The 25,693-nt window shown below is 65.4% G+C and carries 19 protein-coding genes; 15 read left to right on the top strand and 4 right to left on the bottom strand.

Annotated elements, in window-relative coordinates; all coding sequences use genetic code 11:
• Positions 1-15 precede the first annotated feature (15 nt).
• From GA0061098_RS03390 to GA0061098_RS03345, 10 genes are all read left to right on the top strand, one after another.
• Entirely contained in the window at positions 16-3,285 is a 3,270-nt protein-coding gene (locus GA0061098_RS03390) for a transglutaminase family protein (RefSeq protein ID WP_091953413.1), read from the top strand.
• Positions 3,286-3,312: 27 nt separating this feature from the next.
• Positions 3,313-5,835 (top strand): circularly permuted type 2 ATP-grasp protein, encoded by a 2,523-nt coding sequence (locus tag GA0061098_RS03385; RefSeq protein ID WP_091953411.1) that lies wholly within the window; start codon positions 3,313-3,315, stop codon positions 5,833-5,835.
• Complete coding sequence (locus GA0061098_RS03380) at positions 5,832-6,710, top strand: transglutaminase family protein (protein WP_091953409.1); 879 nt, start codon at positions 5,832-5,834, stop codon at positions 6,708-6,710. The genes GA0061098_RS03385 and GA0061098_RS03380 overlap by 4 nt, the downstream gene beginning before the upstream one ends.
• 214 nt (positions 6,711-6,924) lie before the next feature.
• Positions 6,925-7,752 (top strand): HD domain-containing protein, encoded by an 828-nt coding sequence (locus GA0061098_RS03375; RefSeq protein WP_091953406.1) that lies wholly within the window; start codon positions 6,925-6,927, stop codon positions 7,750-7,752.
• A 113-nt stretch (positions 7,753-7,865) separates the two neighbouring features.
• Positions 7,866-8,756: an alpha/beta fold hydrolase gene (locus GA0061098_RS03370; RefSeq protein WP_091953403.1), complete on the top strand. Its 891-nt coding sequence runs from the start codon at positions 7,866-7,868 to the stop codon at positions 8,754-8,756.
• Between the two features lie 135 nt (positions 8,757-8,891).
• Complete coding sequence (folE, locus tag GA0061098_RS03365; RefSeq protein ID WP_091953935.1) at positions 8,892-9,518, top strand: GTP cyclohydrolase I FolE; 627 nt, start codon at positions 8,892-8,894, stop codon at positions 9,516-9,518.
• Positions 9,519-9,545: 27 nt separating this feature from the next.
• Positions 9,546-11,069, top strand: a complete 1,524-nt coding sequence (locus GA0061098_RS03360) for an FAD-dependent oxidoreductase (RefSeq protein ID WP_091953401.1) — start codon at positions 9,546-9,548, stop codon at positions 11,067-11,069.
• Positions 11,070-11,197: 128 nt separating this feature from the next.
• Positions 11,198-11,773 (top strand): HdeD family acid-resistance protein, encoded by a 576-nt coding sequence (locus GA0061098_RS03355; RefSeq protein ID WP_026201537.1) that lies wholly within the window; start codon positions 11,198-11,200, stop codon positions 11,771-11,773.
• A 112-nt stretch (positions 11,774-11,885) separates the two neighbouring features.
• Positions 11,886-13,097 (top strand): ABC transporter substrate-binding protein, encoded by a 1,212-nt coding sequence (locus GA0061098_RS03350; protein ID WP_091953399.1) that lies wholly within the window; start codon positions 11,886-11,888, stop codon positions 13,095-13,097.
• A 175-nt stretch (positions 13,098-13,272) separates the two neighbouring features.
• Positions 13,273-14,487, top strand: coding sequence for an acyl-CoA dehydrogenase family protein (locus tag GA0061098_RS03345; RefSeq protein WP_091953396.1), 1,215 nt, complete (start codon positions 13,273-13,275; stop codon positions 14,485-14,487).
• A gap of 37 nt (positions 14,488-14,524) precedes the next feature.
• On the opposite strand, the gene GA0061098_RS03340 is transcribed toward GA0061098_RS03345, so the two are convergent.
• A complete protein-coding gene (locus GA0061098_RS03340) occupies positions 14,525-14,851 on the bottom strand; it encodes a BA14K family protein (RefSeq protein ID WP_091953394.1) in 327 nt (108 codons plus the stop codon).
• A 196-nt stretch (positions 14,852-15,047) separates the two neighbouring features.
• Positions 15,048-15,932: a LysR family transcriptional regulator gene (locus GA0061098_RS03335; RefSeq protein ID WP_245323143.1), complete on the bottom strand. Its 885-nt coding sequence runs from the start codon at positions 15,930-15,932 to the stop codon at positions 15,048-15,050.
• A 243-nt stretch (positions 15,933-16,175) separates the two neighbouring features.
• Between GA0061098_RS03335 and GA0061098_RS03330 the strand changes: the two genes are divergently transcribed.
• Together GA0061098_RS03330 and GA0061098_RS03325 are read left to right on the top strand one after the other, a co-directional pair.
• Complete coding sequence (locus GA0061098_RS03330; RefSeq protein WP_091953391.1) at positions 16,176-17,192, top strand: zinc-dependent alcohol dehydrogenase family protein; 1,017 nt, start codon at positions 16,176-16,178, stop codon at positions 17,190-17,192.
• An 85-nt stretch (positions 17,193-17,277) separates the two neighbouring features.
• Positions 17,278-18,042, top strand: a complete 765-nt coding sequence (locus tag GA0061098_RS03325) for an SDR family NAD(P)-dependent oxidoreductase (protein ID WP_091953388.1) — start codon at positions 17,278-17,280, stop codon at positions 18,040-18,042.
• A gap of 25 nt (positions 18,043-18,067) precedes the next feature.
• On the opposite strand, the gene GA0061098_RS03320 is transcribed toward GA0061098_RS03325, so the two are convergent.
• Complete coding sequence (locus GA0061098_RS03320; RefSeq protein WP_091953386.1) at positions 18,068-19,408, bottom strand: epoxide hydrolase family protein; 1,341 nt, start codon at positions 19,406-19,408, stop codon at positions 18,068-18,070.
• A gap of 564 nt (positions 19,409-19,972) precedes the next feature.
• Here GA0061098_RS03320 and GA0061098_RS03315 point away from each other — a divergent pair.
• On the top strand, positions 19,973-20,365 hold the full coding sequence (locus tag GA0061098_RS03315) for a hypothetical protein (RefSeq protein WP_018315684.1): 393 nt from the start codon (positions 19,973-19,975) through the stop codon (positions 20,363-20,365).
• 242 nt (positions 20,366-20,607) lie between these two features.
• Here GA0061098_RS03315 and GA0061098_RS03310 read toward each other — a convergent pair whose 3' ends face one another.
• Positions 20,608-22,347, bottom strand: a complete 1,740-nt coding sequence (locus tag GA0061098_RS03310) for a methyl-accepting chemotaxis protein (RefSeq protein ID WP_091953383.1) — start codon at positions 22,345-22,347, stop codon at positions 20,608-20,610.
• A gap of 222 nt (positions 22,348-22,569) precedes the next feature.
• Between GA0061098_RS03310 and GA0061098_RS03305 the strand changes: the two genes are divergently transcribed.
• Together GA0061098_RS03305 and GA0061098_RS03300 are read left to right on the top strand one after the other, a co-directional pair.
• Complete coding sequence (locus tag GA0061098_RS03305; protein ID WP_091953380.1) at positions 22,570-23,952, top strand: ethanolamine ammonia-lyase subunit EutB; 1,383 nt, start codon at positions 22,570-22,572, stop codon at positions 23,950-23,952.
• Positions 23,953-24,103: 151 nt separating this feature from the next.
• Entirely contained in the window at positions 24,104-25,690 is a 1,587-nt protein-coding gene (locus GA0061098_RS03300; RefSeq protein ID WP_165637118.1) for a B12-binding domain-containing radical SAM protein, read from the top strand.
• The last annotated feature ends 3 nt before the right edge of the window (positions 25,691-25,693 follow it).

Below are 25,693 nucleotides of genomic sequence, written 5' to 3'. Positions count from 1 at the left end.
GGAGCATCGCACCCCGTGTCGATCTACGTCGCATTACACCACGTCACGCACTACAAATACGATCGCCCGATCGATGTCGGCCCGCAGACCATCCGCCTGCGGCCGGCGCCGCATACGCGCACGCCGATCATGAGCTATTCGCTCAAGGTCACGCCATCCAACCATTTCGTGAACTGGCAGCAGGATCCGCAAGGCAACTGGCTCGCCCGCTACGTCTTCCCGGAGAAGACGACCGAATTGAAGATCGAGGTCGACTTCACGGCGCAGATGACCGTGGTCAACCCGTTCGACTTCTTCGTCGAGCCCTATGCCGACAGTTTTCCGTTCGACTATCCGAACGACCTGAAGACCGAACTGGCGCCTTATCTGGAGACCATCAAGCCCGATCGCCTGTTTGCGAAATATCTCGATTCGATCCCCCAGGACGCTCCGAACACGGTCAACTACCTGGTCGATCTCAACCGCGAGCTTTCGAACAAGATCCGCTACATCATCCGCATGGAGCCCGGCGTGCAGACGCCGGAGGAGACGCTCGCCTCGGGCGCAGGCTCGTGCCGCGACTCCGCCTGGCTCCTGATCCAGACCTTCCGTCATCTCGGCCTCGCCGCGCGTTTCGTCTCCGGCTATCTCATCCAGATCCGTCCCGACATCGACCCGATCGAGGGTCCGCCGGAAGTGGAGAACGATTTCACCGACCTGCATGCCTGGGCTGAGGTCTATCTGCCCGGCGCCGGCTGGATCGGTTTTGACGCGACCTCCGGCATGCTCGCGGGCGAGGGTCACATCCCGGTCGCCGCCACGCCGCATTATCGCTCGGCTGCGCCGATTTCCGGCAGCGCCGGCTTTGCCGAGGTCGAGTTCGCCTTCGATATGAGCGTCCGCCGCATCCGCGAAGCGCCGCGCATCACCAAGCCTTTCTCCGACGAATCCTGGGCGCGGCTCAACGATCTCGGCGAGCAGGTCGACGGCGATCTCGCCGCGCAGGACGTGCGGCTCACCATGGGGGGCGAGCCCACCTTCGTCTCGGTCGACGATCTGGAAGCTGCGGAGTGGAATACGGAGGCCGTCGGCCCGACCAAGCGCGCACTGGGCGACGATCTGATCCGCCGCCTGCGCACGCGCTTCGCGTCCGGCGGCCTTCTGCATTACGGCCAGGGCAAATGGTATCCCGGCGAAACCTTGCCGCGCTGGGCCTTTGGCTTGTATTGGCGCAAGGATGGCGTGCCGATCTGGAAGAACGCCGACCTCATCGCCAAGATCGAGAATCCGCGGCGCGCCGAGACGAAGGATGCTGAGGCCTTCATGGAGGGCACGGTGGCGCGGCTCGGGCTCGATCCCGGCTACATCATCCCGGCTTACGAGGACACTGCCTACTGGCTCCAGAAGGAAGCCGAGCTGCCCGTCAACGTCGATCCGTCCGACCCGAAATTGTCCGATCCGGAAGCGCGCGCGCGGATGGCGCGCGTGTTCGACGACGGCCTCAACACGCCGCGCGGCTTCGTGCTGCCGGTGCAGCGCTGGAACGCGCCGCCACGCTGGCGCAGCGAGCGTTGGGCTCTCCGGCGCAATCATCTGTTCCTGATGCCCGGCGATTCCCCGCTGGGCCTGCGCTTGCCGCTCGGCTCGCTCGGCTACGTCCCGCCCGATCAATATCCCTACATTATCGAGCGGGATCCGATGGAGGCGCGGGGCAAGCTGCCGGTGTTCAGCCTTCCGGCGCGCCCGGAATCGCCGCCGCGGGTCGAGCCCGAGCATCTCAACACGTCTGTTCCGGTGCGTACTGCGCTGTCGATCGAAGTCCGCGACGGCGTGCTCTGCGCCTTCATGCCGCCGGTCGAGCGGATCGAGGATTATCTCGAAATGATCACGGCGCTCGAAGCCACAGCGGAGGAGATGCAGCTCCAGGTCCATGTCGAGGGCTATCCGCCGCCATTCGATCCGCGCGTCGAGGTCATCAAGGTGACGCCCGATCCCGGCGTGATCGAGGTCAACGTCCAGCCGGCAAAGAATTGGCGTGAGGCGGTCGACATCACCGTCGGGCTCTATGAGGATGCCGCCAAGATTCGCCTCGGCGCCAACCGCTTCCTGGTCGACGGCCGCCACACCGGCACCGGCGGGGGCAACCACGTCGTGGTCGGCGGCTCCTCGCCGCAGGACTCGCCATTCCTGCGCCGGCCCGATCTGCTCAAGAGTCTGGTCTTGTACTGGCAGCGGCATCCGTCGCTGTCCTATTTCTTCTCCGGCCTGTTCATCGGCCCGACCAGCCAGGCGCCGCGCATCGACGAGGCCCGCCACGACAGCATCTACGAGCTCGAGATCGCGCTCTCGCACGTGCCGCCGCCGGGCTATCAGACGCCGCTGTGGCTGGTCGACCGGCTGTTCCGGCATCTGCTGGTCGACATCACCGGCAATACCCACCGCGCCGAGATCTGCATCGACAAGCTCTATTCGCCGGAGGGCTCGACCGGCCGGCTCGGCCTCGTCGAATTCCGCGCGCTCGAAATGCCGCCCGATCCGCGCATGTCGCTGGCGCAGCAGCTCTTGATCCGCGCGTTGATCGCGAAGATGTGGCGCGAGCCGCAGGCCGGCAAGTTCGTGCGCTGGGGCACGGCGCTGCACGACCGCTTCATGCTGCCGCACTTCATCTGGGAGGATTTTCTCGACGTTCTCACTGAGCTGAAGCAGTTCGGCTATCCGTTCGAGCCGGAATGGTATCTGGCCCAGCTCGAATTCCGCTTTCCCGCCTTCGGCCGCGTCCATCATGGCGGCGTGACGCTGGAGCTGCGTCAGGCGCTGGAGCCCTGGCACGTGCTCGGCGAGGAGGGCTCGGCCGGCGGCACCGTGCGCTATGTCGATTCATCGGTCGAGCGGCTTCAGGTCAAGGCGGAGGGTTTTGTCGAGGGCCGCCACATCGTCACCTGCAACGGCCGCCGCCTGCCGATGACCTCGACCGGCCGCTCCGCCGAGGCTGTCGCCGGGGTCCGCTTCAAGGCCTGGCAGCCGGCCTCCGGCCTGCACCCGACCATCCCGGTCCATGCGCCCCTGACCTTTGATCTCATTGATACCTGGAACGGCCGCTCGCTCGGCGGCTGCGTCTACCACGTCGCCCATCCCGGCGGCCGCAGCTACGACACCAAGCCGGTCAACACCTACGAGGCCGAGGCGCGGCGGCTGGCGCGCTTCCAGGACCACGGCCATACGCCGGGGCCGGTCCAGCCACCGCCCGAGGAACGCACAAATGAGTTTCCGCTGACCCTCGACTTGCGGACCCCGCTCCTGCAATGAGTATGATGGTGGGGCAGGGAGAGGCGCATGAGCGAGGGCGCAGCCGAGCAGGACAAGGCGGGTAGGGCGCAAGGCCAGCGTGAAGGCCAGCGCCGCCTTGCCCAATGGGTCCGCGACTATCGCCGCCTGCCCGGCATTCCCGACGAGTTCCTGGGGCCCGACGGCGCCCCGCGCGCGGTCTGGAGCCGCTTCTTCGATGCCTTCGGCGCGCTCGCGCCCGACGAGATCGAGCGTCGCTTCGGCATGGCCGACCGCCATCTGCGCGAGGCCGGCGTCACCTACCGTGCGCCCGGCGACAGCGCCGACCGGCCGTGGTCGATCAGCCATCTGCCACTCCTGATCGACGAGGCCGACTGGCAGCAGCTTTGCGCCGGCATCACCCAGCGCGCCGAGCTGCTCGAGCTGGTGCTGGCCGACATCTATGGCGAGGGCCGGCTGGTCGCGGAAGGCGCGCTGCCGGCGGCCGCGATCGCCGGCAGTCCCGAATATCTCCGTCCCGTCTGCGGCGTGCCGCCGCCGGGCGGGCGCTATCTGTCGATCTATGCCGCCGATGTCGGCCGCGGACCCGATGGCCGCTGGTGGGTGCTCGGCGACCGCACCCAGGCGCCGTCGGGCGCGGGCTACGCGCTGGAGAACCGTCTGGTGCTCTCGCGCGCCTTCTCCGACCTCTACAAGTCGATGAACGTGCCGCGCGTCGCGCCGTTCTTCGAGGCCTTCCGCGACAGTCTTCGCGCGCGCGCCGACCGCGACGAGCCCAGGATCGGCGTGCTGACGCCCGGCAGCTTCAGCGAGACCTATTTCGAGCACGCGACGCTGGCGCGCTATCTCGGCTTCCTGCTGGTCGAGGGCGACGATCTCGCGGTCAGCGACAACCGCATCCACATCCGCACCGTTGCGGGCCTCAAGCGGCTCGACGTGCTCTTGCGCCGGGTCGATTCCAATTCGCTCGATCCGCTCGAGCTCGATGCCTCCTCGCATCTCGGTGTGCCCGGCCTGATCGACGTGCTGCGCAAGGACGGCGTCGTCGTCGCCAACATGCCGGGCTCGGGCGTGCTGGAGGCGCGGGCGCTGCTCGGCTTCCTGCCGGCGCTCAGCCGGCGCCTGCTCGGCGAAGAGCTGAAGATGCCGCATATCGCGACCTGGTGGTGCGGCCAGCGCAGCGCGCGCGAGGAGGTGCTGTCGCGGCTCGACGAGGTCGCGATCGAAGGCGCCTATCGGCGCGGCGTGCCCGGTTTCGACAGCGCGGGACCGGTGCTCGCGAGCGAGCTGGATACGAGCGACCGCCAGCGCCTGATCGACGCCATCGCCGCGCGCGGCATGGACTATGTCGGCCAGGAGGTGGTGCGGCTGTCGACCATGCCGGTGTGGGAGCAGGGCCAGATCACGCCGCGCCCCTTCGTGCTGCGCGTGTTCGCGGCGGCGACGCCCGACGGCTGGGCCATCATGCCCGGCGGCTTCTGCCGCATCGCCGAGCAGGCGGATGCGCGCGCGGTGTCGATGGGCGACGGCGCGCGTGCCGCCGACGTCTGGGTCGTTTCCGACAAGCAAGTTTCCACCGCGACGCTGCTGCCGGCGACCGACAAGGTCCGCATCCGCCGTATCGCCGGCGTGCTGCCGAGCCGCGCCGCCGACAATCTGTTCTGGCTCGGCCGCTATCTCGAACGCGCCGAGGCGACGCTGCGGCTGGTGCGCGCTTTGGGCTCGCCGAGCGGGCCCAACAAGGGCACCGCGGCTTCGCTGCAATCGGGCGAACGCATCCAGCGCCTGCTGGTGGCCTGGGGCGCGATCTCGCAGACTTCGCGCGCCGCGCCCTGGCGGATCACCGCCGAAGCGTTGCAGAGCGCGGAACGTTTCGGCTCGGCGCTGTCGCTGGTGCGCGCGGCGCAGCGCACGGCGACCTCCTTGCGCGAGCGGCTGTCGCCCGATGCCTGGCAGGTCATCACCGAGATGGCCGAGCGCCTGGCCTACCAGGTCGAGGGCGACGACGGCGTGCTGAGCGCGGCCGAGCTGACCTTGCAGGAACTCGCCAGCCTCGCAGGGCTGGCGCAGGAGAACATGAACCGCGCCGCCGGCTGGCGCTTTCTCGACATCGGCCGCCGCACCGAGCGCGCCATCAACACCACGCGCTTCACCCGTCAGTTCGCCTATGACGAGGCTGGCGATGAGGATCTCGACATCCTGCTGACGCTGGTGGATTGCCAGATCACCTACCGCTCGCGCTATCTGCTGGCGCCGATCCTGGCGCCGGTGCGCGACCTTGCCGTGCTCGACGGCTACAATCCGCGTTCGGTGGCGTTCCAGGTGACGACGCTGAACGAGCACATCGCCGCGCTGCCCAGCCTGAAGGAGCACGGCCTGATCGAGAAGCCGCAGCGCCTTGCGGTGGCGATGCAGGCGATGCTTGCGACCGCGGAAGCCGAGAAGCTCGAGGTCAAGACGCTGTTCGCACTCGAGCAGGACCTGCTCAGCCTCGCCGAGGCGATCGGTCAGCACTACTTCCCGCACGGCCCCAATGCCGCCCGGCCGGAAAAGCTGACGGGGCTGGCGTGATCTACGACATCCGTCACGTCACCACCTACGAGTACGAGAATCCGGTCAACTTCGCCCGCTGCACGCTGCGGCTGGAGCCGAGGAGCGGCAACGGCCAGGAGCTGATCTCGCACAAGGTCGAGATCCGTCCGCGGCCGTCCGAGCGCAACGTCCGGCGCGATTTCTTCGGCACGCTGACCGAAAGCATCGTGATCGAGGCCGCGCATCGCAATTTGCGCATCGACTCGCGTTCGCGTGTCTCCGTGTCACGCAAGCCGCCGGCGCGCGATGCCGACAGCCCAAGCTGGGAGACCATCCGCGACATCGCCTTCGAGGCGACCAGCCTCGGGCCGTCTTCGCCGGTCGGTTATGTCTTCGCGAGCCCGCTGGTGCCGGTGCTGCGTCCGGTCAGCGCCTATGCGGGGATGAGCTTTGCGCCGGGCGCGGGCATCCTCGAGGGCGCGGTCGATCTCATGCATCGCATTCGCACCGAGTTTCGCTACGACCCCAAGGCGACGGTGATCTCGACGCCGCTGAACGAGGTCTTCGACAAGCGACACGGCGTCTGCCAGGACTTTGCCCATGTGATGATCGCAGGGCTGCGCGGGCTCGGTCTGCCGGCGGCCTATGTCAGCGGCTACTTACGCACCATCCCGGCGCCGGGCCAGGCCCGCCTGCAAGGCGCCGATGCCACCCATGCCTGGGTGTCGCTGTGGTGCGGGGCAGAGCTTGGCTGGGTCGATTTCGACCCGACCAACGATCTGCTGATTGCCAACGACCATATCGTGCTTGCGGTCGGGCGCGACTTTTCCGACGTCTCGCCGGTCGACGGCATCATCGTCGGCTCGCCCAAGCAGAAGCTCGGCGTCGCCGTGGACGTGGTGATGGTGGAATAAACGCGGCCTCGTCGGCCGGGCTCGCCGCCCGGGTGTGCCGCCTCTTCACCGCAACCGTGATCTTGCATAGCACAACGGTAACATATTTCCGTAATCGCTTTCCCAAGGGTTTGGTCAGCCGGCCCAAGATGGGCTATGCTGGTCCTTGCGTCGCGGACAAGAATGAGACGTCGGGAGATGGCATGGGACACCAGCGGCGGACGGGGCTGCAGCCATGATAACCTTACCGAGACTGGCGGCTGAATCCCTCGAGGGCTTCCTCGGTAAGTTCATGCGTCGCCGGTACGATGAGACTTCTGCCAACATCATCGAAAGTGCGACCCGCACCGCGATGGAATGCATCGGCAACAGCGACGCGCTCTACCACAACATCGAACATACGATGCTGGTGACGCTGGCAGCTCAGGCCATCCTCGGCGGCCGAAGTCTTCATACCCATCTGTCGGCTGAGGATTATGTCCATGTCCTGATTGCCTGCCTCGCCCACGACATCGGCTATGTGCGCGGGCTGTTCGAGGAGGACGATGCGGACGGCTTCGTCATCGACGCGGCCGACACCAAGGTCTCGTTACCGCGCGGTGCATCGGATGCAAGTCTGATGATGTATCACGTCGATCGCTCGAAGCTCTACGTGACCCGGCGGCTGCGGCATATTCCCGGAGTCGATCCGGAGCGAGTTGCCCGCGCCATCGAGGGGACGCGCTTTCCGGCGCGCGAAGGCCAGGACTATGACGACGAAGCCTCGATCCTGCGCGCCGCCGATTTCATCGGCCAGCTCGGCGATCCCAATTATCTGCGCAAGGCCAACGCGCTCTATTACGAGTTCGAAGAGGTCGGCATGAACCGCCAGCTCGGCTACGATTCGCCCGCCGACATCGTGAACCGCTATCCACAATTCTATTGGAATAGCGTCGCACCGCACATCCAGACCGAGATCGGCTATCTCAACAAGACCGAGATCGGCCGGCAGTGGATCGCCAATCTCTACAGCAACGTGTTCCGCGCCGAGCGCGACATCTCGCTGTCGGGGCCGCAGAGGTAGACCTCCTGTAGCCCGGATGGAGCGCAGCGAAATCCGGGATTCTCGGGTGCTGGCGTTCCCGGATTGCGCTACGCTCCATCCGGGCTACGAAATCCCCAATCCGTGAAACAATCATGCAACAAAAAACGATCACCACGGACATCCTCGACATCGCCTATCGCGAATACGGCGCGCCCGACGGCTGGCCCTGCATCATGGGCCACGGCTTTCCCTACGACGTGAACGCCTATGCCGAGACCGCCCCGATCATTGCCGAGGCCGGCGCGCGCGTGCTGGTGCCCTGGCTGCGCGGCTATGGACCGACGCGATTTCGTTCCGCGAAGACGCCGCGCTCCGGCGAGCAGGCGGCGCTCGGCGCCGATCTTCTGGCCTTCATGGACGCGCTCGGCATCAAGCGTGCCGTCGTCGGCGGCTATGACTGGGGCGGGCGCGCGGCCTGCGTGGTCTCGGCGCTCTATCCGGAACGCGTGGTCGGGCTCGTCTCCGGCAATTCCTACAACATCCAGAACATCGCCCGCGCCATGGAGCCGGCCTCGCCGCCGGAGGAGGCGGCGCTCTGGTATCAATATCTCTTCCACAATGAGCGCGGCCACCGCGCGCTGGAGCGCAACCGGCGCGGCTTTGCGCGCCAGCTCTGGGCGATGTGGTCACCGAAATGGGCGTTCGACGACACGACGTTCGAACGGAGCGCGGTGTCGTTCGACAATCCTGACTTCGTCGATGTCGTGATCCACTCCTACCGCCACCGCTACGCGCTGGTCGAGGGCGACCCCGCCTATGCCGCGATCGAGGCGAAGCTCGCGGGCCAGCCGCCGATCCGCGTCCCGACCATCGCGATCGACGGCGACAGCGACGGCGTCAATCCCGGCACCGCCCATCACGCGCGCAAATTCGAGGGCCCATTCGAGCGGCGCGTCTTCATCGATGCCGGCCACAACCTGCCGCAGGAGCGCCCGGCCGAATGGGCGCAGGCGGTGGTCGAGGTCCAGAAAGGCGCCTCATAAAGGCCCTTTCTCGTCCGGCCGGCTGGCTTGTCTGCGGTACCTCCGATTTTTCCTGATCCTGGGAACCTTTTGCGATTGCAGCCGTCCAAGCTGAGGAGCCGCTTCTATATGCGGCTCGTTGCAGGGAGGATCTCGATGACGTCACAAGTGCGCAAGCTGGAACGTGTCGCGGTGGCGCAGGCGCCGGTCGAACGGCCCGACAGGGCGGAGGTCGAGCAGGCGATCCGGACCATGATCCGCTGGGCCGGCGACGATCCCGCGCGCGACGGTTTACGCGAGACGCCGGACCGGGTCGCACGCGCCTTCGAAGAGTATTTTTCCGGCTATGCGCAGGATCCGACGGAAATCCTGCAAAAGACCTTCGAGGAGATCGAAGGCTATGACGAGATGATCGTCCTGCGCGGCGTTCGCTTCGAGAGCCATTGCGAGCACCACATCGCGCCGATCGTCGGCCGCGCCTGGGTCGCCTACATCCCGCAGGGCCGTGTCGTCGGCATCAGCAAGCTTGCGCGGGTGGTGGACATCTACGCCAAGCGCCTCCAGATCCAGGAGAAGATGACCGCGCAGATCGCCAATACCATCAACGACGTGCTCAAGCCTGAAGGCGTCGGCGTCATCATCAAGGCGACGCATCACTGCATGACCACGCGCGGCGCGCACAAGCCCGGGACCGATCTCGTCACCAGCCGCATGCTGGGCGTGTTCCGCGACAATGCGCTGACGCGCCAGGAACTGTTGGGGCTCGCCAATTCGGACGATTGACCCGCGGCTGCTCAAGGAGACGGCGCCATGACCGAGAACAACAAGCCGAGCGGACCCGACCTGAGCAAAGGCGTGTCGCTGACCGCGTTCAGGGATGGCAAGCTGCTCGGTCATGTCGGCGAGGAAGACGTCCTGCTGGTGCAGGCCGGCAGCGAGATTTTTGCGATCGAGCCGGCCTGCAGCCATTACCATGGGCCGCTCGCCGAGGGCCTGGTGGTGGGCGACACCATCCGCTGTCCCTGGCATCATGCCTGCTTCTCCTTGCGCACGGGCGAAGCCACGCGACCGCCGGCATTGAATGCGCTGACGGTGTGGGAGGTCGCGCGCGATCGGGACAACATCATCGTTCGGCGCAAGCGCGAGGCGCCAAAGCCGCTCGCCGTTCATCGCAACGCGCCGACGCCGGAGAAATTCGTCATCGTCGGCGGCGGCGCAGCCGGCTTCGCGGCCGCCGAGACGCTCCGGCGCGAGGGCTTTGCCGGCGCCATCACCATGCTCAGCGATGACGGCGCGATGCCGGTCGACCGGCCCAATCTCTCCAAGGATTATCTCGCGGGCAGCGCACCGGAGGATTGGCTGCCGCTGCGGGGCGAGGACTATTATCAGGACGCGGGCATCGATCTCAGGCTCAACACCGGCGTCTCCGCCATCGATGCGAAGACGCGCAACGTCACGCTCGGCAATGGCGACAGGCTTCCGTTCGACCGGCTGCTGCTCGCGACCGGCGCCGAGCCGGTCAAACTGCAGATCCCGGGCGCCGACCAGCCGCATGTCCACACCTTGCGCTCCGTCGCCGACAGCCGCGCCATCATCAAGGCCGCGGGGAGTGCCGGGCGCGCTCTGGTCATCGGCGCCAGTTTCATCGGCCTCGAAGTCGCGGCGTCCCTGCGGGCACGCAAGATCGAGGTGCACGTGGTCGCGCCGGAAGAGCGGCCGATGCAGAAGGTGCTCGGCTCCGAGATGGGCGACTTCGTCCGGTCGCTCCATGAAGAGAACGGCGTGATCTTTCACCTCAGGGACACAGTCGAAAAGCTCGACGGCAGCCGCGCCACGCTGAAGAGCGGAGCTGTCATCGAAGCCGACCTCGTCGTGGTCGGCATCGGCGTCAAGCCGCGCCTTGCGCTGGCCGAGCACGCCGGTCTTGTGGCGGATCGCGGTGTCAGCGTGAGCGAATATCTCGAAACCAGTGTCGCCGGCATTTTCGCGGCCGGCGATATCGCGCGCTGGCCCGATCCGCACTCCCGGCAAAACATCCGCGTCGAACATTGGGTCGTTGCCGAACGCCAGGGCCAGACCGCGGCGCGCAACATGCTCGGCAAGCGCGAGCGCTTCGACGCGGTGCCGTTCTTCTGGTCGCAGCACTACGACGTGCCGATCAACTATGTCGGCCACGCCGAAAGCTTTGACGAGATCGCGATCGACGGCAGCATCGGAGGCAAGGACTGCCTGTTGAAGTACCGCAAGGACGGCCGCGTGCTGGCGGTTGCGTCGATCTACCGCGATCTCGACAACCTCAAGGCCGAGCTCGAGATGGAGCGCTCGCGCGGCTGATGCGCCGCAGTCGATCTTGATTTGCGTCAATGTTACTGCCGGTACGGGTGATCTGCTGGCTGTCGTCCCGGCACGATGCGTGCTATTCTGGCGCGTGCCCCCGGGCTACGCAAGCAGGAGTGGCCGTCATGACCAGTGCTTCGGATACGTCACATCACCCAAGTCTCGGCTCCGGCATCGCGGCGCTGCATGCCAAATGGGGCTGGATCGTCGCGCTCGGCGTCGTCTATCTCATCGCCGGCTTCATTGCACTCGGCAGCATGGTGATGGCGACGGTGGCGAGCGTGATCGTGGTCGGCGCCATGATGATCGTCGCGGGCGTCACCGAGATCATCGGCGCGTTCCAGATGAAGAGCTGGGGCAAGTTCCTGATCTGGGCCTTGCTCGGCGTGCTCTACGTGATCGCGGGCTTCCTGACCTTCGAGAATCCGCTGTTCGCGGCGGTCCTGCTGACGCTGTTTCTCGGCGCCTCGCTGATCGCCTCGGGCGCCGTCAGGCTGTTTCTCGCCTTCAGCATGAAGCGCGAGAGCCCGTGGGTCTGGGTGGCGCTGTCGGCCGTCATCACGCTGCTGCTCGGCCTGCTGATCGTGGCACGCTGGCCGGTGAACAGCGTCTATATCCTCGGCCTGTTCCTCGGCATCGATCTGATCATGGCGGGAGCGGGCTGGATCAGCCTGGGCTTCAGCTTGAAGCGGCGCGGCTAAGCCATCAGCAACTCGACGCAAGACCATGTTGCGGAACTCCGCTGATCTGACACGCTGACAAAAAGCAGCACGCCGCGCGGCCGCCTCGCGCGGAGATCACCGGGGAGAAACCATGAAAGCCGCCTTGGCCCTGGCCGCAGCGCTCGCTGCCGCCTGCCTGTCCACATCCGTCTCCGCGCAAAAATCCTACGGTCCCGGCGTCAGCGACACCGAGATCAAGATCGGCAACACCATGCCCTATAGCGGGCCGGCCTCGCCCCTCAGCATCACGGGCAGGGTCATTGCGGCCTATTTCGACGAGGTCAACGAGAAGGGAGGGGTTGCCGGCCGCAAGCTCAATTTGATCTCGCTGGACGACGCGTTCTCGCCGCCGAAGACCATGGAGGCGGCGCGGCGGCTGGTCGAAGGCGACGGCGTCGCCTTCATCTTCGCGACCATGGGCACGGCGCCGAGTTCGGCGATCGCAAAATACCTCAACAGCAACAAGGTGCCGCAGCTGCTTTTGATCAGCTCGGCCTCGAAGTGGAACGATCCGGCCAACATGCCCTGGTCGATGGCGCTGCCCTGGGCGCCGAACTACACCAGCGAGGCCGCGATCGACGTCGCCTATGCCCGCGCCAAGAACCCGAATGCGCGCTTCGCCGTGCTCTATCAGAACGACGATGCCGGCAAGGAATATCTGCGCGGCGTCAAGGAGGCGCTCGGCGCCGACGCCGACAAGGCGATCGCGATGGCCTCGAGCTTCGAGGTCGCGGATCCCACCGTCGATTCCCAAGTGCTGACGCTGGCGAACACCAAGGCCGACGTCTTCATGATCTATTCGGTGACGCCGCGCGCCTGCGCGCAGGCGATCCGCAAGGCCCACGAGGTCGGCTGGCAGCCCACGCGCTTCCTCGCTAGCGGCTGCGCCAACAAGGCTACCGTGATGGTCCCTGCGGGCCTCGAGGCCGGCAAAGGTGTGCTCTCGCTCGGCGCGCTCAAGCCGTTCGTCGAAGCGCCGAAGAACGATCCGGCGATGACGGCCTATATCGATTTCATGAAGAAGCGCCTGCCCAATGCTGACGTCAACAACGTCGCCGGCCTCTACGGCTACACCGTCGCCGAGGCGCTGGTGGTGCTGCTGAAGCAGTGCAAGGACAATCTGACGCGCGAGAACATCATGGCGCAGGCGGCGAACCTGAAGAGCGTGCCGTTGTCGCTGCTGATGCCCGGCATCACGCTCAACACTACGCCGCAGGATTTTCGCCCGATCAAGGATGGCTATATGCTGCAGTTCGACGGCAACGACTGGGTGGTCGCGAGCGAATTGCTGAAAGGGACGTGAGGGCGAGCGAGGAGGCGGTGCACCCTCTCCCCCTGTGGGAGAGGGTGCATGCGCGAAGCGCAGCCGGGTGAGGGGTCTCTCTCCTCACGAACGGTGTTGCCGGCGGAGAGAACCCCTCATCCGGCGCTTCGCGCCACCTTCTCCCACAAGGGGAGAAGGAAGAAGGAGACCCACCATGGACTTTCAACACTCCGCCCGTTCGCTGGAGCTTCAGGACCGCGTTCGGCAGTTCATGCGGACACATGTCGAGCCGGTCGAGGAGCTCTATTACGAGCAGGTGAAGCCGGAGGGCGCGCGCTACAAGACGCCGCCTGTGCTGCAGGACCTGAAGCGGCTGGCGCGGGAGCAGGGGCTCTGGAATCTGTTTCTCTCCGGCGAGCACGGCCCGGGTCTGACCAATCTCGACTATGCGCCGGTGAAGGAGATCATGGGCCGCATCCTCTGGGCGCCCGAGGTCTTCAACTGCTCCGCGCCCGATGTCGGCAACATGGAGGTGCTGGCGAATTACGGCACGCCGGCACAGCAGGAGCGCTGGCTGAAGCCGCTGCTGGAGGGGCGCATCCGCTCGGGTTTCTCGATGACCGAGCCGCAGGTCGCCTCCAGCGACGCCACTAACATCCAGTGCGCCATCAAGCGCGACGGGGACGATTACGTCATCAACGGCCGGAAGTGGTTCACCTCAGGCGCGATGAACGAGGATTGCGAGATCCTGATCGTGATGGGCAAGACCGCGCCCGACGATCCCGACCGCCACCGCCAGCAATCCATGATCCTGGTGCCCAGGAACTCGCCGGGCGTGCGCATCGTCCGCGACATGCTCACCTATGGCTATGACGACGCCCCTAGCGGCCATCCCGAGATCGTCTACGAGAACGTCCGCGTGCCCGCGGAAAACATGCTGCTCGGCGAGGGCCGCGGCTTCGAGATCGCGCAGGGGCGGCTCGGGCCCGGCCGCATCCACCATTGCATGCGGCTGATCGGCTGCGCCCAGCGTGCGCTCGAATTGATGTGCCAGCGCGCCGTCTCCCGCGTGGCCTTCGGCAGGCCGCTCGCCGAGCAGGGCTCCGTGCGCGAGGACATCGCAAACTCGTTCTGCGAGATCGCGCAGGCGCGGCTCCTGACGCTGCAAGCCGCCGACAAGATGGACCGCGAAGGCAACAAGGCCGCGCGCGACCTGATCGCGGCGGCCAAGATCGTGGTGCCCAGCATGGCCGCCCGCGTCATCGACCGCGCGATCCAGATCCACGGCGCCGCCGGCGTCTCGCAGGATACGTTCCTGGCGCGTGCTTACGTCTACGCCCGCTTCATCCGCATCGGCGACGGACCGGACCAGGTGCATCTGGCCGCTGTCGGCAAGGAGCTGATCAAGCGCGGCGGGGTGATGGGATAGACCACCGGCGCTTGATCCGTTGATGTGCGGCCTCGCCCTATCTGCAAGCGCGGCGGATGCCGTCCTGACCGAGATAGGTGCCCGTTGCTGAATCGTAGGATCGATAACGTTCCGCGCAGGAACGTGAAGCGGCGCCGTCCATGCGGGCCAGGGCGTTGTCCGCGCCTTGCGCAGGCGCTGCGCCATCCGGCAGCTCGAGACCCAGCCTGCCTGCGGGCGTCAGCGTACCATCCAGGTTGCGATTGGGGTTCTCGGCCTCGTACGTATCGGGATGGCTGCCTGCAAAGCCGGATTGGGCGTAGGCGGTACCTGCGGTCAGGCCCGACAACACGGCGACGGCAGCGAGAATTTTGGGTCCGTTCATGGTCGATCTCCATCATCAGCCGGCGCAGCACGCTGCCGGTGCGCTCAGATGTGGATCGACATAGCCCGCCGACAAGCTCGCGTGATGCCATAAGCGCGAGTTGGCGCGACAGTGTCGTTCAAATACGGAAAGCATCGTTTGTTTGCGGAACGCGAAGGTGGGCGCACGACCGCCGCGCCGAAGCCGCCGAGGCAAACTAGCCGCGTCTTCCTCGCGTTTCGCGATGGCGGAGCGCGTCGACGATCACCTTGAATGCAGCCGAGTTCTGCCGCGAGGTCGGATAATAGATATAGTAGCCGTCGAATTTCGGCGACCAGTCGTCGAGCACGATGACGAGCTCACCGGATCGGACGTGCCGTGTCACCATGTCCTCGGGGACATAGGCGATGCCGAAACCTTTGACGGCGGCGTCGATCATCGCCCGGGAATCGTTGAAGGTCAGTTGTCCCTCGACGCGCACCCGGAGGTCGGGACCGTTCCTGGCGAACTCCCACACGTAATGGCCGCCTGCGGCCGCGCGCCGCTTGATGCAGACGTGCCTCAGCAGGTCCTGCGGATGTCTTGGTTTCGGATGTTCCTTCAGATAGGCAGGCGAGGCGACCGCGACGAGCCGCCAGTCCGGACCGATGCGCACCGCGATCATGTCCTTCTCGACGCTCTCGCCGAGGCGGATGCCCGCATCGAAGCCGTCTTCGACGATGTTGCGGAAGGCCGTGTCGAGGCTGAACTCGACCTTGAGGTCGGGGTATTTCGTCAGGACGGGCGACAGCTTCGGCCAGACGACCGTGTCCAGCGCATGGTCCGAGAGCGTAATCCGGATCGTGCCCGACGGCTTGTCACGCAGCGACATCAGCGCGGCGATATCGCGCTCGATCTCTTCGATGCGGGGCGCCACCGATTTTTGAAGGCGCTCGCCCGCCTCGGTCAGGCCGACGCTTCGGGTCGTGCGCGTGAGCAGCCGCAGCCCCATCTGCGATTCCAGGCGCTTGATCGTATGGCTGAGCGTCGATTGCACCACGCCCAGTTTCGCTGCGGCCTTGGTGAAGCTGCGCTCGCGGGCGACGGCCACGAAAGCCAGCAAATCGTTGAAATCCTAGCTTGCCATGGCCGCCACTATTCATGGCCCGTATCGATTAATGCAAGCAAATTATATCGACTAATCGGCCGCCGCCCGGGACCCTAGATGATGTCGTAAACGCGCGGGCTGGGCTTCGCACCCCGCGGTCGCTTGGAGCGGGGTCTTTGCGCTGTCGCTTTGTGCCTCGACGCGACGCGCGGCCTGTGTGTCGGCGAGTCCGGCTTTGTGACTCGAAGGAGAAAAGCAATGAAAGCGACAATCCTCTACGGACCCGGCGATGTCCGTTACGAAACCGTCGACGATCCCAAAATCGTCCGCCCGACCGACGCCATCATCAAGCTGTCGGCGACGTGCATCTGCGGCTCCGATCTCTGGCCGTATCGCGGCCTGCAGCCGAGTGACGGCCCTGCGCATATGGGTCACGAATATTGCGGCGTGGTCGTCGAGATCGGCAGTGCGGTGCGGACCGTCAGGCCCGGCCAGTTCGTCGTTGGTTCGTTCTGCCTGTCGGACAATACTTGCCCGCACTGCAAGTTCGGCTTTCAATCGTCATGCGAAAAGCGCGAGTTTATGTCGGGCGCGCAGGCGCCTTACGCCCGTGTCCCCCTTGCGGACGGCACGCTTGTCGCGACCAGGGAAGTGCCGGGCAGCGATCTCATCCCGCATCTGCTCGCGACCTCCGACGTGCTCGGGACCGGCTGGTACGCGGCCGACGCTGCGAATGTGAAACAGGGCTCCGTGGTCGCGGTGGTCGGTGACGGCGCGGTCGGCCTCATGGGCGTGCTTGCGGCGAAAGAGATGGGTGCCTCGCGCATCATCGCCATGAGCCGCCACAAGACGCGGCAGGATCTGGCCAAAGCGTTCGGCGCGACCGATATCGTCGTCGAGCGCGGCACAGAAGGCATCGCGCGCGTCAAGGAGCTGACGCAAGGCATCGGCGCCGATTCGGTGCTCGAATGTGTCGGCACCCAGGAAGCGATGTCGCAAGCCCTCGAATGCGCGCGTCCCGGCGGCAGCATCGGCTATGTCGGTGTTCCCCACGGTGTGACGTTCGACGGCCAGGCCTTGTTCTTCGGCCAGCGCCGCATAATGGGCGGTCCTGCCCCGGTGCGGCGGTTCCTGCCCGATCTCATGGACCGCGTCCTCAATGGACGCATACGGCCGGGCAGGGTGTTCGACCTCACGCTGCCGATCGACCAGGTCGCCGAAGGTTACAAGGCGATGGACCAGCGCCGCGCGATCAAGACGCTGCTGACGGTGTGACGGCGGGCAGGGTGCTGTCTATCGGGACAGCTTTGCAGCTCCCGATCGGCAGCCCGACGCGTCTATTGATAAAGGAGATCGTGACATGAACATTTCATTCGAAGGCAAGGTCGCCTTGGTGACCGGCGCAGCTTCCGGTCTCGGCCTCGCGGCCGCGAAAGCTTTTGCGGAATCGGGGGCGTCTGTCGCGCTAGCCGACTGGAACGAGAATGCGGCGCGCGCTGCCGCCGACGAACTCAATGCTCGAGGTCACAAGGCGATCGGCATCCGTTGCAATGTGGCCGATGATGCCGAGGTCGAAGCCATGGTCTCAAGGACGGTCGAGACTTTCGGTCGGCTCGATGCCGCCTACAACAACGCCGGCGTCCAGAATGTGCTCGCGGAGACAGCCGACACCACTCGCGAGGACTATGACCGTGTCATGGGAGTCAATCTGCAGGGCGTATGGAGCTGCATGAAGTTCGAATTGCAGCACATGCGCAAGCAGGCCAGCGGCGCCATCGTCAATTGCTCGTCTCTCGGCGGTCTCGTCGGAGGTGCTGAACGCGGGATCTATCACGCCGCCAAGCACGGCATCCATGGGTTCACCAAGAGCGCAGCGCTCGAATATGGAACGCGCGGCATCCGCGTCAATGCCATTTGCCCGGGATTGATATGGACGCCGATGGTGGACCAGATGGTGACCGACGGGCAAGGCGATGCGCTCAAGGCCATGGAAAAAAGCATTCCGATGGGGCGTGTCGGGCGTCCCGAGGAGATCGCGAATGCAGTTCTGTGGCTATGCAGCGATGCTGCGAGCTATGTGACCGGCCAGTCCATCTCGGTCGACGGCGGCTTCGTCATGCGTTGATCGACATGTCGAGCCGCTGAGCGCGTCAGATCGCGGGCCGAAGCGGTTTGAACGCGGCGCGTAGCTCCGCCGAAAAAAGCTCGGGCTGCTCCCAAGCCGCAAAATGACCGCCTTTGTCGACCTCATGGAAGTAGGTGAGGTTGCGATAGGCGCGCCGGGCCCACGTCTCCGGGGCTTGATAGCTCTCGCCGGGAAAGACGGTGATGGCCACCGGGAGCGAGATCTCCGCGGTCTTCTCGGGGGCGGCGAGAGCGGGACTGCGCCCGCTGTATTCCCAGTAAAGTCGCGCCGACGAAACCGCGCTGTTCGTCAGCCAGTAGAGCGTGATGTCGTCCAGCACCTCGTCGCGGGACTTCTCGGGGTCGGTGCCATCGTAATTCCAATGCGAGAAGCCTGGATGACCGAGCATCCAGGCCGCCAGTCCCGCGGGAGAATCCGTCAAGCCGTAGCCGACCGTCTGCGGCCTTGTTCCCATCATCACCGCATACGATCGGTTGCCCATCCTGGCCGCCGCGCTGAATGCGTCAAACGCCGTGCGTTCCTTCTCGGACAGTCCCGCCGGGGCCGGCCCGCCGGCGGCGAGGATCGCGGCGATCTCGGGCGGCACGATCGCCGGCAAATTGATGTGAATGCCGAGCAGGCCTGCCGGCGCCAGTCGCGCCATCGCGCTGGAGACGGGCGAACCCCAGTCGCCGCCCTGGGCGACGTAATGGGTGTAACCAAGTCGCTTCATGAGTTCTGCCCAGATGCGCGCCGTGTGCTCAGGACCCCAGCCGGTATCGAGCGGCTTGCCTGAGAATCCGTAGCCGGGCATCGAGGGGATCACCACGTCGAACGCGTCTTCAGGCCGCCCGCCATGGGCCGTTGGATCCGTGAGCGGATCGATCACCTTGAGCTGCTCGAACACCGATCCCGGCCAGCCGTGGGTGATGATGACAGGGAGCGCATTGGGGTGCCTGGAGCGCACATGAATGAAATGAATGTCGATCCCGTCGATCGTCGTGACGAATTGGGGAAGCGCGTTCATCTTTGCTTCGATCTTCCGCCAGTCGTAGCCCGTGCCCCAATAGCGCACGAGCGTCTGGAGCTTCGCCAGCGGGATGCCCTGGGACTGATCGGAAACGGTCTCGCGGTCAGGCCACCGTGTCGCCAGCACGCGGCGGCGAAGCTCGACGAGATCGGCCTCGGGGACATCGATCCGGAAGGGGCGAATTGCGCTCTCGCCGGCCGCCGACGCTTCGTGCGCCGGGAACACGCTCGCGGAAATCGCTGCTGCAATTCCAAGCACGGCGGTGCTCAGAAGCGCGCGCCGATCTCTGTCAATGATGATCCCGGAATCGGATGACGAATTGGATGATACCAGCATGGGATGGCCTCCTGGCTTCGGGCGATCGGTGCCTGCGGGGCAGGATAGTCCTTCGTCTGTCCCTGCAATATGGCCTGGAAGCTCGCCAATGGCTCGTTAGGCGTTGTTAAATGCTGTGAGCTGTCGCGAACGCTCGGCGTGGCGAAGCGAGACAAGTTCAGCATGGCTGTCCATGTCCGCTCACAAGGGCAGGGCGGACGGGGATAATGGCGGCACCCGGCGGTAGCGGCGCTGGGAACCATCCCAGTCGTATTACGTTTCTGTTAGTTGTGGAGGCCCCTCATGAGTAACGAGTGGAATAGCCACCGCACCTCAGTCGTTCTTTTCGCTGCTGCGGTGATCGTCGCAATACTCGCGGCGTTCGTCACGACGCTTGATCGGGTCGACACGAGGACGGCGAGCAACGAGACGCCGCCCGGTACGATGGGCCTCGCAAGGCCGCATCCGCCACTGGACCGAGCACCAGGCCAGCCGGTACTCGGCAACAATGAGTTGCCGCATAGCGCGCCTGCCCGATGACCGAATTGTCCCTTGGTCGGGCAGCTCGCGCGGCGGAGACGCACAATGGACCGCTCGCTATTTCTCGCCAGGCTGATGGGGCCAACATTTGTCGCGATCGCGCTCGGCATACTGATCAACCTCGGCATGTACCAAAGCATGATCGTGGAGGCGCTCCACACGGGCATCCTGTTCTATTTGTCCGGCTTGCTGTCGTTGCTTGCGGGCCTCGCGATCATCAATCTGCACAATAGATGGCAGGCGGACTGGCGCTCGATCATCACAGTAATGGGCTGGCTGATGACCCTCGGCGGCATCATGCGTATCGTCTTGCCGCAGGTCGCGGTGGCGATCGGTTCGACCGTCTACAGCGGCCGGGCCGCTACCGTCGTGGTAGCGCTGATAACTGGCGCCATAGGTGCTTTCCTCAGCTTCAATGGTTACGTCCGGCGCGCCTGAGGGCGCGGCGAACGGGACGCCCCCGGGTGGGGCGACTAGGATCCCGAGCAGACCGCCATCGCCATGATGACATCATGCCGGTGTCTTGCCCGACGAGTCAAATCTATTTCGTAAAATCAGAATGATTTTGCGCCGGTAGCTAAGCCATTGATTCAGCTGTCCCCGGCTACTGTGCATGGGGTTGTTTTTCAGTTTTTTGTCGGAGCGACCCCACCGAAGGCCCTGCAGCGGTGGACGCGCCGTTACCCCGCCTTGGCGATGCGGCCGTCCGCCGACCCTGTGCGCAGGTTCTGGAAGAACTTCTCCACTTCGCGCGACAGCGTTTCTGCCGTCTCGGTCAGGCTGCCCGCCGCCGTCAACACCGAGGATGCGGCGGTATCGGTCTCGCCGATCGCATCGCGCAGCGAGGTGATGTTGGCGACCAGCGTCTCGTTGCCCTGCGCCGCGCTTTGCGCGTTGGACGAGATCTCGCGCGTGGCGGCGTCCTGCTGGCCGATGGCGCCCGCGATCGCCGAGGTGACCTCGTTGATCTCGCGCACCGCGCTGCCGATCTCGCGCACGGCATCGACCGCGTTGCGGGTCGAGGCCTGGATCATCGAGACGTTCTCGCTGATCTCGGCGGTGGCCTTGGCGGTCTGGCCCGCGAGCGCCTTCACTTCATGAGCGACCACGGCAAAGCCGCGGCCGGCGTCGCCGGCGCGCGCGGCCTCGATGGTCGCGTTCAGCGCCAGCAGATTGGTCTGCTCGGCGATCGCCTGGATCAGATTGAGCACGCCGTCGATGCGCTGCGTCGCCGCGGCCAGGCTCTCGATCTCCGAGATCGACTTCTCGGTGCGCTGGCCGGTCTGCTCGACCGCGCCGGCGCTCTGCCGCACCTGGCGGCCGATCTCCACCACCGAGGCCGACAGTTCCTCGGCCGCGCCCGCCACCGCCGTGACGTTGTTCGAGGCCTGCTCGGTGGCGTTCGCCGCCGTGCCGGCGCGGCTAGAGGCATCCGCGGTGACGCGCGTGATGGTCTGCGCGGTCTCGCGCATGGTAGAGGCGTTGTCGCTGAGGCCGCGCATGATCGCGCCGATCGCCCCGCGAAACTCCTCGACGGATTGTTCGATGTGGCGCGCGCGCTCCTCGCGCGCGGCGGAGCCCTGCGAGACCTGCGAGGCGAGGTTGCGGTTGCGACCCATGGCGTCCTGGAAGACCTGGATCGCGCGCGCCAGTGCGCCGATCTCGTCGGCGCGGTCGGAGTGCGGCACCACGACATCCTCAGTGCCGTCGGCGACCTGCTTGATGGTCGCGGTGATCGCGGCGAGCGGCCGGGCGACCGAGCGGGCGATGATGACGATGCCAATCACGACCAGGGCCAGCGCCACGCCGCCGAGGCACGTCAGGACGAAGGAGAGGGTGCGATTGGTCTCCGTCTCACGCGCGATCTGTTTGGCGCGCTCGGCATAGACCTTGGACAGCGCCTCGAGATCCTTGTTCAGCGCCGAGCGCACGGTGCGGTTGGCATCGTTGTCGCCCCATTCCCGGCCCGCGGCCGCATTGATCTCGACGCCGCGGCGCACCAGCTCCTTGCGGAACTCGACGAACTGCTCGATGCGCTTCTTGAAGGTGGCGAACTGCTCGGCATCGTCGGCTTTGACGATGGTCTCCCAGCGCTTCACGACATCGAGGATCTGGGCGTTGAACTTGAGCAGGCCCTCGCCGTATTTCTTCACCACGGCGGGCTCGGTCGACATGTAGACGCCGCGCGATTCCATCACGACCGCATAGACGAACGAGTTGACGCGCTCGACGTTCAGCGCGGCGGCGTTCGCCGTCTCGATCGCGCTGGTCAGGTCGGCGCCGCGGCGGCTGTTGTAGTCGGACAGCATCGCGATCGCGGCCGTCAGCAGCGCGAACAGCGCGAAGATCGCATAGAGCTTGGTGGCAAGCGTGAAACGGCCGGCCAGCTTGGCGGCATTCCCAGATCGGTCTGATGTCATGGTGTTCGGGGGCCCGGAATGGCCTGAGGCGGCCGGTGAGCGGGGTGGTTTGAATTTGATGCAAAACTATGCAGAACGAAGATGGATGCGGCGTTAACACGGCCGTTGGCTGCCTCCGTCCTTGGTCGTAGGAAAGGCAAGTTATTTCAGCGTCTTGATCCGAAGGTAGAGTTTCAGGATAGTCTTAGGTCGGCCACCGGCCGACGCACCCCGGAGAGACCCTTGGTCTACCGCCATACCATCGACGCCACGACCCACACCTTCGCGGACCTGCGCGACCTCCTTGCCAGGGCGACGCCGCCGCGCTCCGGCGACCGGCTGGCCGGGATCGCCGCCGACACTGCCGAGCAGATGATCGCGGCGCGCATGGCGCTCGCAGACGTTCCGCTCGGCCAATTCCTGCAGGAAGCCGTGATCCCCTACGAGGCCGACGAGGTCACCCGCCTCGTCATCGACAGCCATGACGCGAAGGCCTTCGCGCCGGTGGCGTCCCTGACGGTCGGCGGCTTCCGCGATTGGCTGCTGTCGGATGCGGCGACGCCGGAGGTCCTGCGCAAGCTGGCGGGCGGCATCACGCCGGAGATGGCAGCCGCAGTGTCGAAGCTGATGCGCAATCAGGATCTGATTCTGGCGGCGCGGAAATGCGAGGTCACCACCGCCTTCCGCAACACCATCGGCCTAAAGGGGCGGATGAGCACGCGGCTGCAGCCCAACCATCCGTTCGACGATGCCAGGGGCATCACCGCTTCGATCCTCGACGGCATCCTGCTAGGTGCCGGCGATGCCTGCATCGGCATCAATCCCGCCAGCGACGATCCGGCCGTCATCGCGCAATTGCTGCGACTGCTCGACGAGATCATCACGCGGCTGAAGATCCCGACGCAAGCTTGCGTGCTGACCCATGTCACGACGACGCTGTCGCTGATCGGGCAGGGCGTGCCGGTCGACCTCGTCTTCCAGTCGGTCGCCGGCACCGAGGCCGCCAATCGCAGTTTCGGCATCGACCTTGCGCTCCTGAAGGAGGCGCAGCAGGCCGGGTTGTCGCAGGGGCGCGGCACGGTCGGGCAGAACGTGATGTATTTCGAGACCGGCCAGGGCTCGGCGCTGTCGGCGGGCGCCCATCACGGCGTCGACCAGCAGACCTGCGAGGCGCGCGCCTATGCGGTCGCCCGCGCCTTTGCCCCGCTGCTGGTCAACAGCGTGGTCGGCTTCATCGGCCCGGAATATCTCTATGACGGCAAGGAAATCATCCGCGCCGGGCTGGAGGATCATTTCTGCGGCAAATTGCTCGGCCTGCCGCTCGGGATCGACATCTGCTACACCAACCACGCCGAGGCGGACCAGGACGACATGGACAATCTGCTGACGCTGCTCGCAGCCGCCGGCGTCACCTTCATCATGGGTGTCCCCGGCGCCGACGACGTCATGTTGAACTACCAGTCGACGTCTTTTCACGACGCGCTCTATGTCCGGGACGTCTTCGGTCTGTGCCGCGCGCCGGAATTCGACGACTGGCTGGTGCAGGCAGGGATTACGGGCGCCGATTTCCGTCTTGCCGGCGATGCAGGCCTGCTGCCCGATTTTGCCTCGCGGCTGATCGCCTGAGGCTGGAAGCTCCCTAAGGCCTTCAGGAAACCATTGGTCCCTCTCCGAATTATGGTTGTGCCACAATATTGAGAAATTCCGGCGACGGCATTACGCTATGTGTCTGGCTGGCTATTTCCGCAACCAGGTCGAGCGTGGCGGGGGAGCTTTGATGCGAGCTGAAAGTAACGGAACGTCCCGGCGGATTCTCTGCGTGTTTCCGCGCTACACCTCATCGTTCGGGACGTTCGAGCATTCCTATCCCCTGACCGATGGTGTCCGTGCCTTCATGCCGCCGCAGGGGCTGCTGCTGCTCGCGGCCTATCTGCCTCGGGAGTGGCAGGTCAAATTCGTCGACGAGAACCTGCGTCGCGCGACCAGGGAAGAGTTCGAGTGGGCCGAGGCGGTCTTCGTCAGCGGCATGCACATCCAGCGCCAGCAGATGAACGACATCTGCCGCCGCGCTCATGAATTCAATCTGCCGGTCGCGCTCGGCGGTCCCTCCGTCAGCGCCTGTCCCGACTATTATCCGTCCTTCGACTATCTCCATGTCGGTGAGCTCGGCGATGCCACCAACCAGCTGATCGAGATCCTGTCGCGCGACACCTCGCGTCCCGAGGCCCAGGTGGTGCTGACCACCAAAGACCGCGTGCCGATGACGGAGTTTCCGATCCCGGCCTACGAGCTTGCCGACGTGAAGAAATACTTCCTCGGCAGTATCCAGTATTCCAGCGGCTGTCCCTATCAGTGCGAGTTCTGCGATATCCCCGGCCTCTACGGCCGCAACCCGCGACTCAAGTCGCCGGAGCAGATCATCGCCGAGCTCGACCGCCTGCGCGAATGCGGCATGACCGACACGGTCTATTTCGTCGACGACAATTTCATCGGCAACCGTAAGGCGGCGATGGACCTGCTGCCGCATCTGATCGAATGGCAGAAGCGGACCGGCTACGTGGTGCGGCTCGCCTGCGAGGCGACGCTCAACATCGCCAAGCGGCCCGAGATCCTCGAAAAGATGCGCGAGGCCTATTTCATCACCATCTTCTGCGGAATCGAGACGCCCGATCCCGACGCGCTGAAGGCGATGCAGAAGGACCACAACATGATGGTCCCGATCCTGGAGGGCGTGCGCACCATCAACTCCTACGGCATGGAGGTCGTCTCCGGCATCATCATGGGACTCGACACCGACAAGCCGAATACGTCTGAGGCGCTGCTCGGCTTCGTCGAGGAGTCCCGGATTCCGCTGCTGACGATCAACCTGCTTCAGGCGCTGCCGAAGACGCCGCTGTGGGACCGGCTGGAGCGTGAGGGGCGCCTGGTCGAAGACGACGGCCGCGATTCCAACGTCGACTTCCTACTGCCCTATGACGACGTCGTCGCGTCCTGGAAGCACGCCATGGCGGTCGCGTATGCGCCCGAGAAGGTCTATGCGCGCTTCCAGTATCAATGCGACCACGTTTATGTTCACCGCCTCAAGGTGCCGACCCCGGACGAGATGAAGACCTGGGCCAACATTAGGCGTGGTCTCGTCATGCTGCGCAACATCTTCTGGAAGGTCGGCGTGCTCGGCGACTACAAGCGCGTGTTCTGGAAGTTCGCGCTGGGGCGCATCAAGCGCGGCGATGTCGAAGGCCTGATCGGATGCACCCTGATCGCGCACCACCTCATCACCTTTGCGCGCGCGGCCTCCAGCGGCAGGCAGAACGCCTCGAATTACTCGATCCGGCTGCGCGAGGCCGCCGTTCCCGCCGAATGATGC

The sequence above is a fragment of the Bradyrhizobium shewense genome, assembly GCF_900094605.1.
Taxonomy (GTDB): Bacteria; Pseudomonadota; Alphaproteobacteria; order Rhizobiales; family Xanthobacteraceae; genus Bradyrhizobium; species Bradyrhizobium shewense.
Note: the sequence above shows the minus strand (reverse complement) of the source record. Positions and strands in the feature narration are given on the sequence as shown.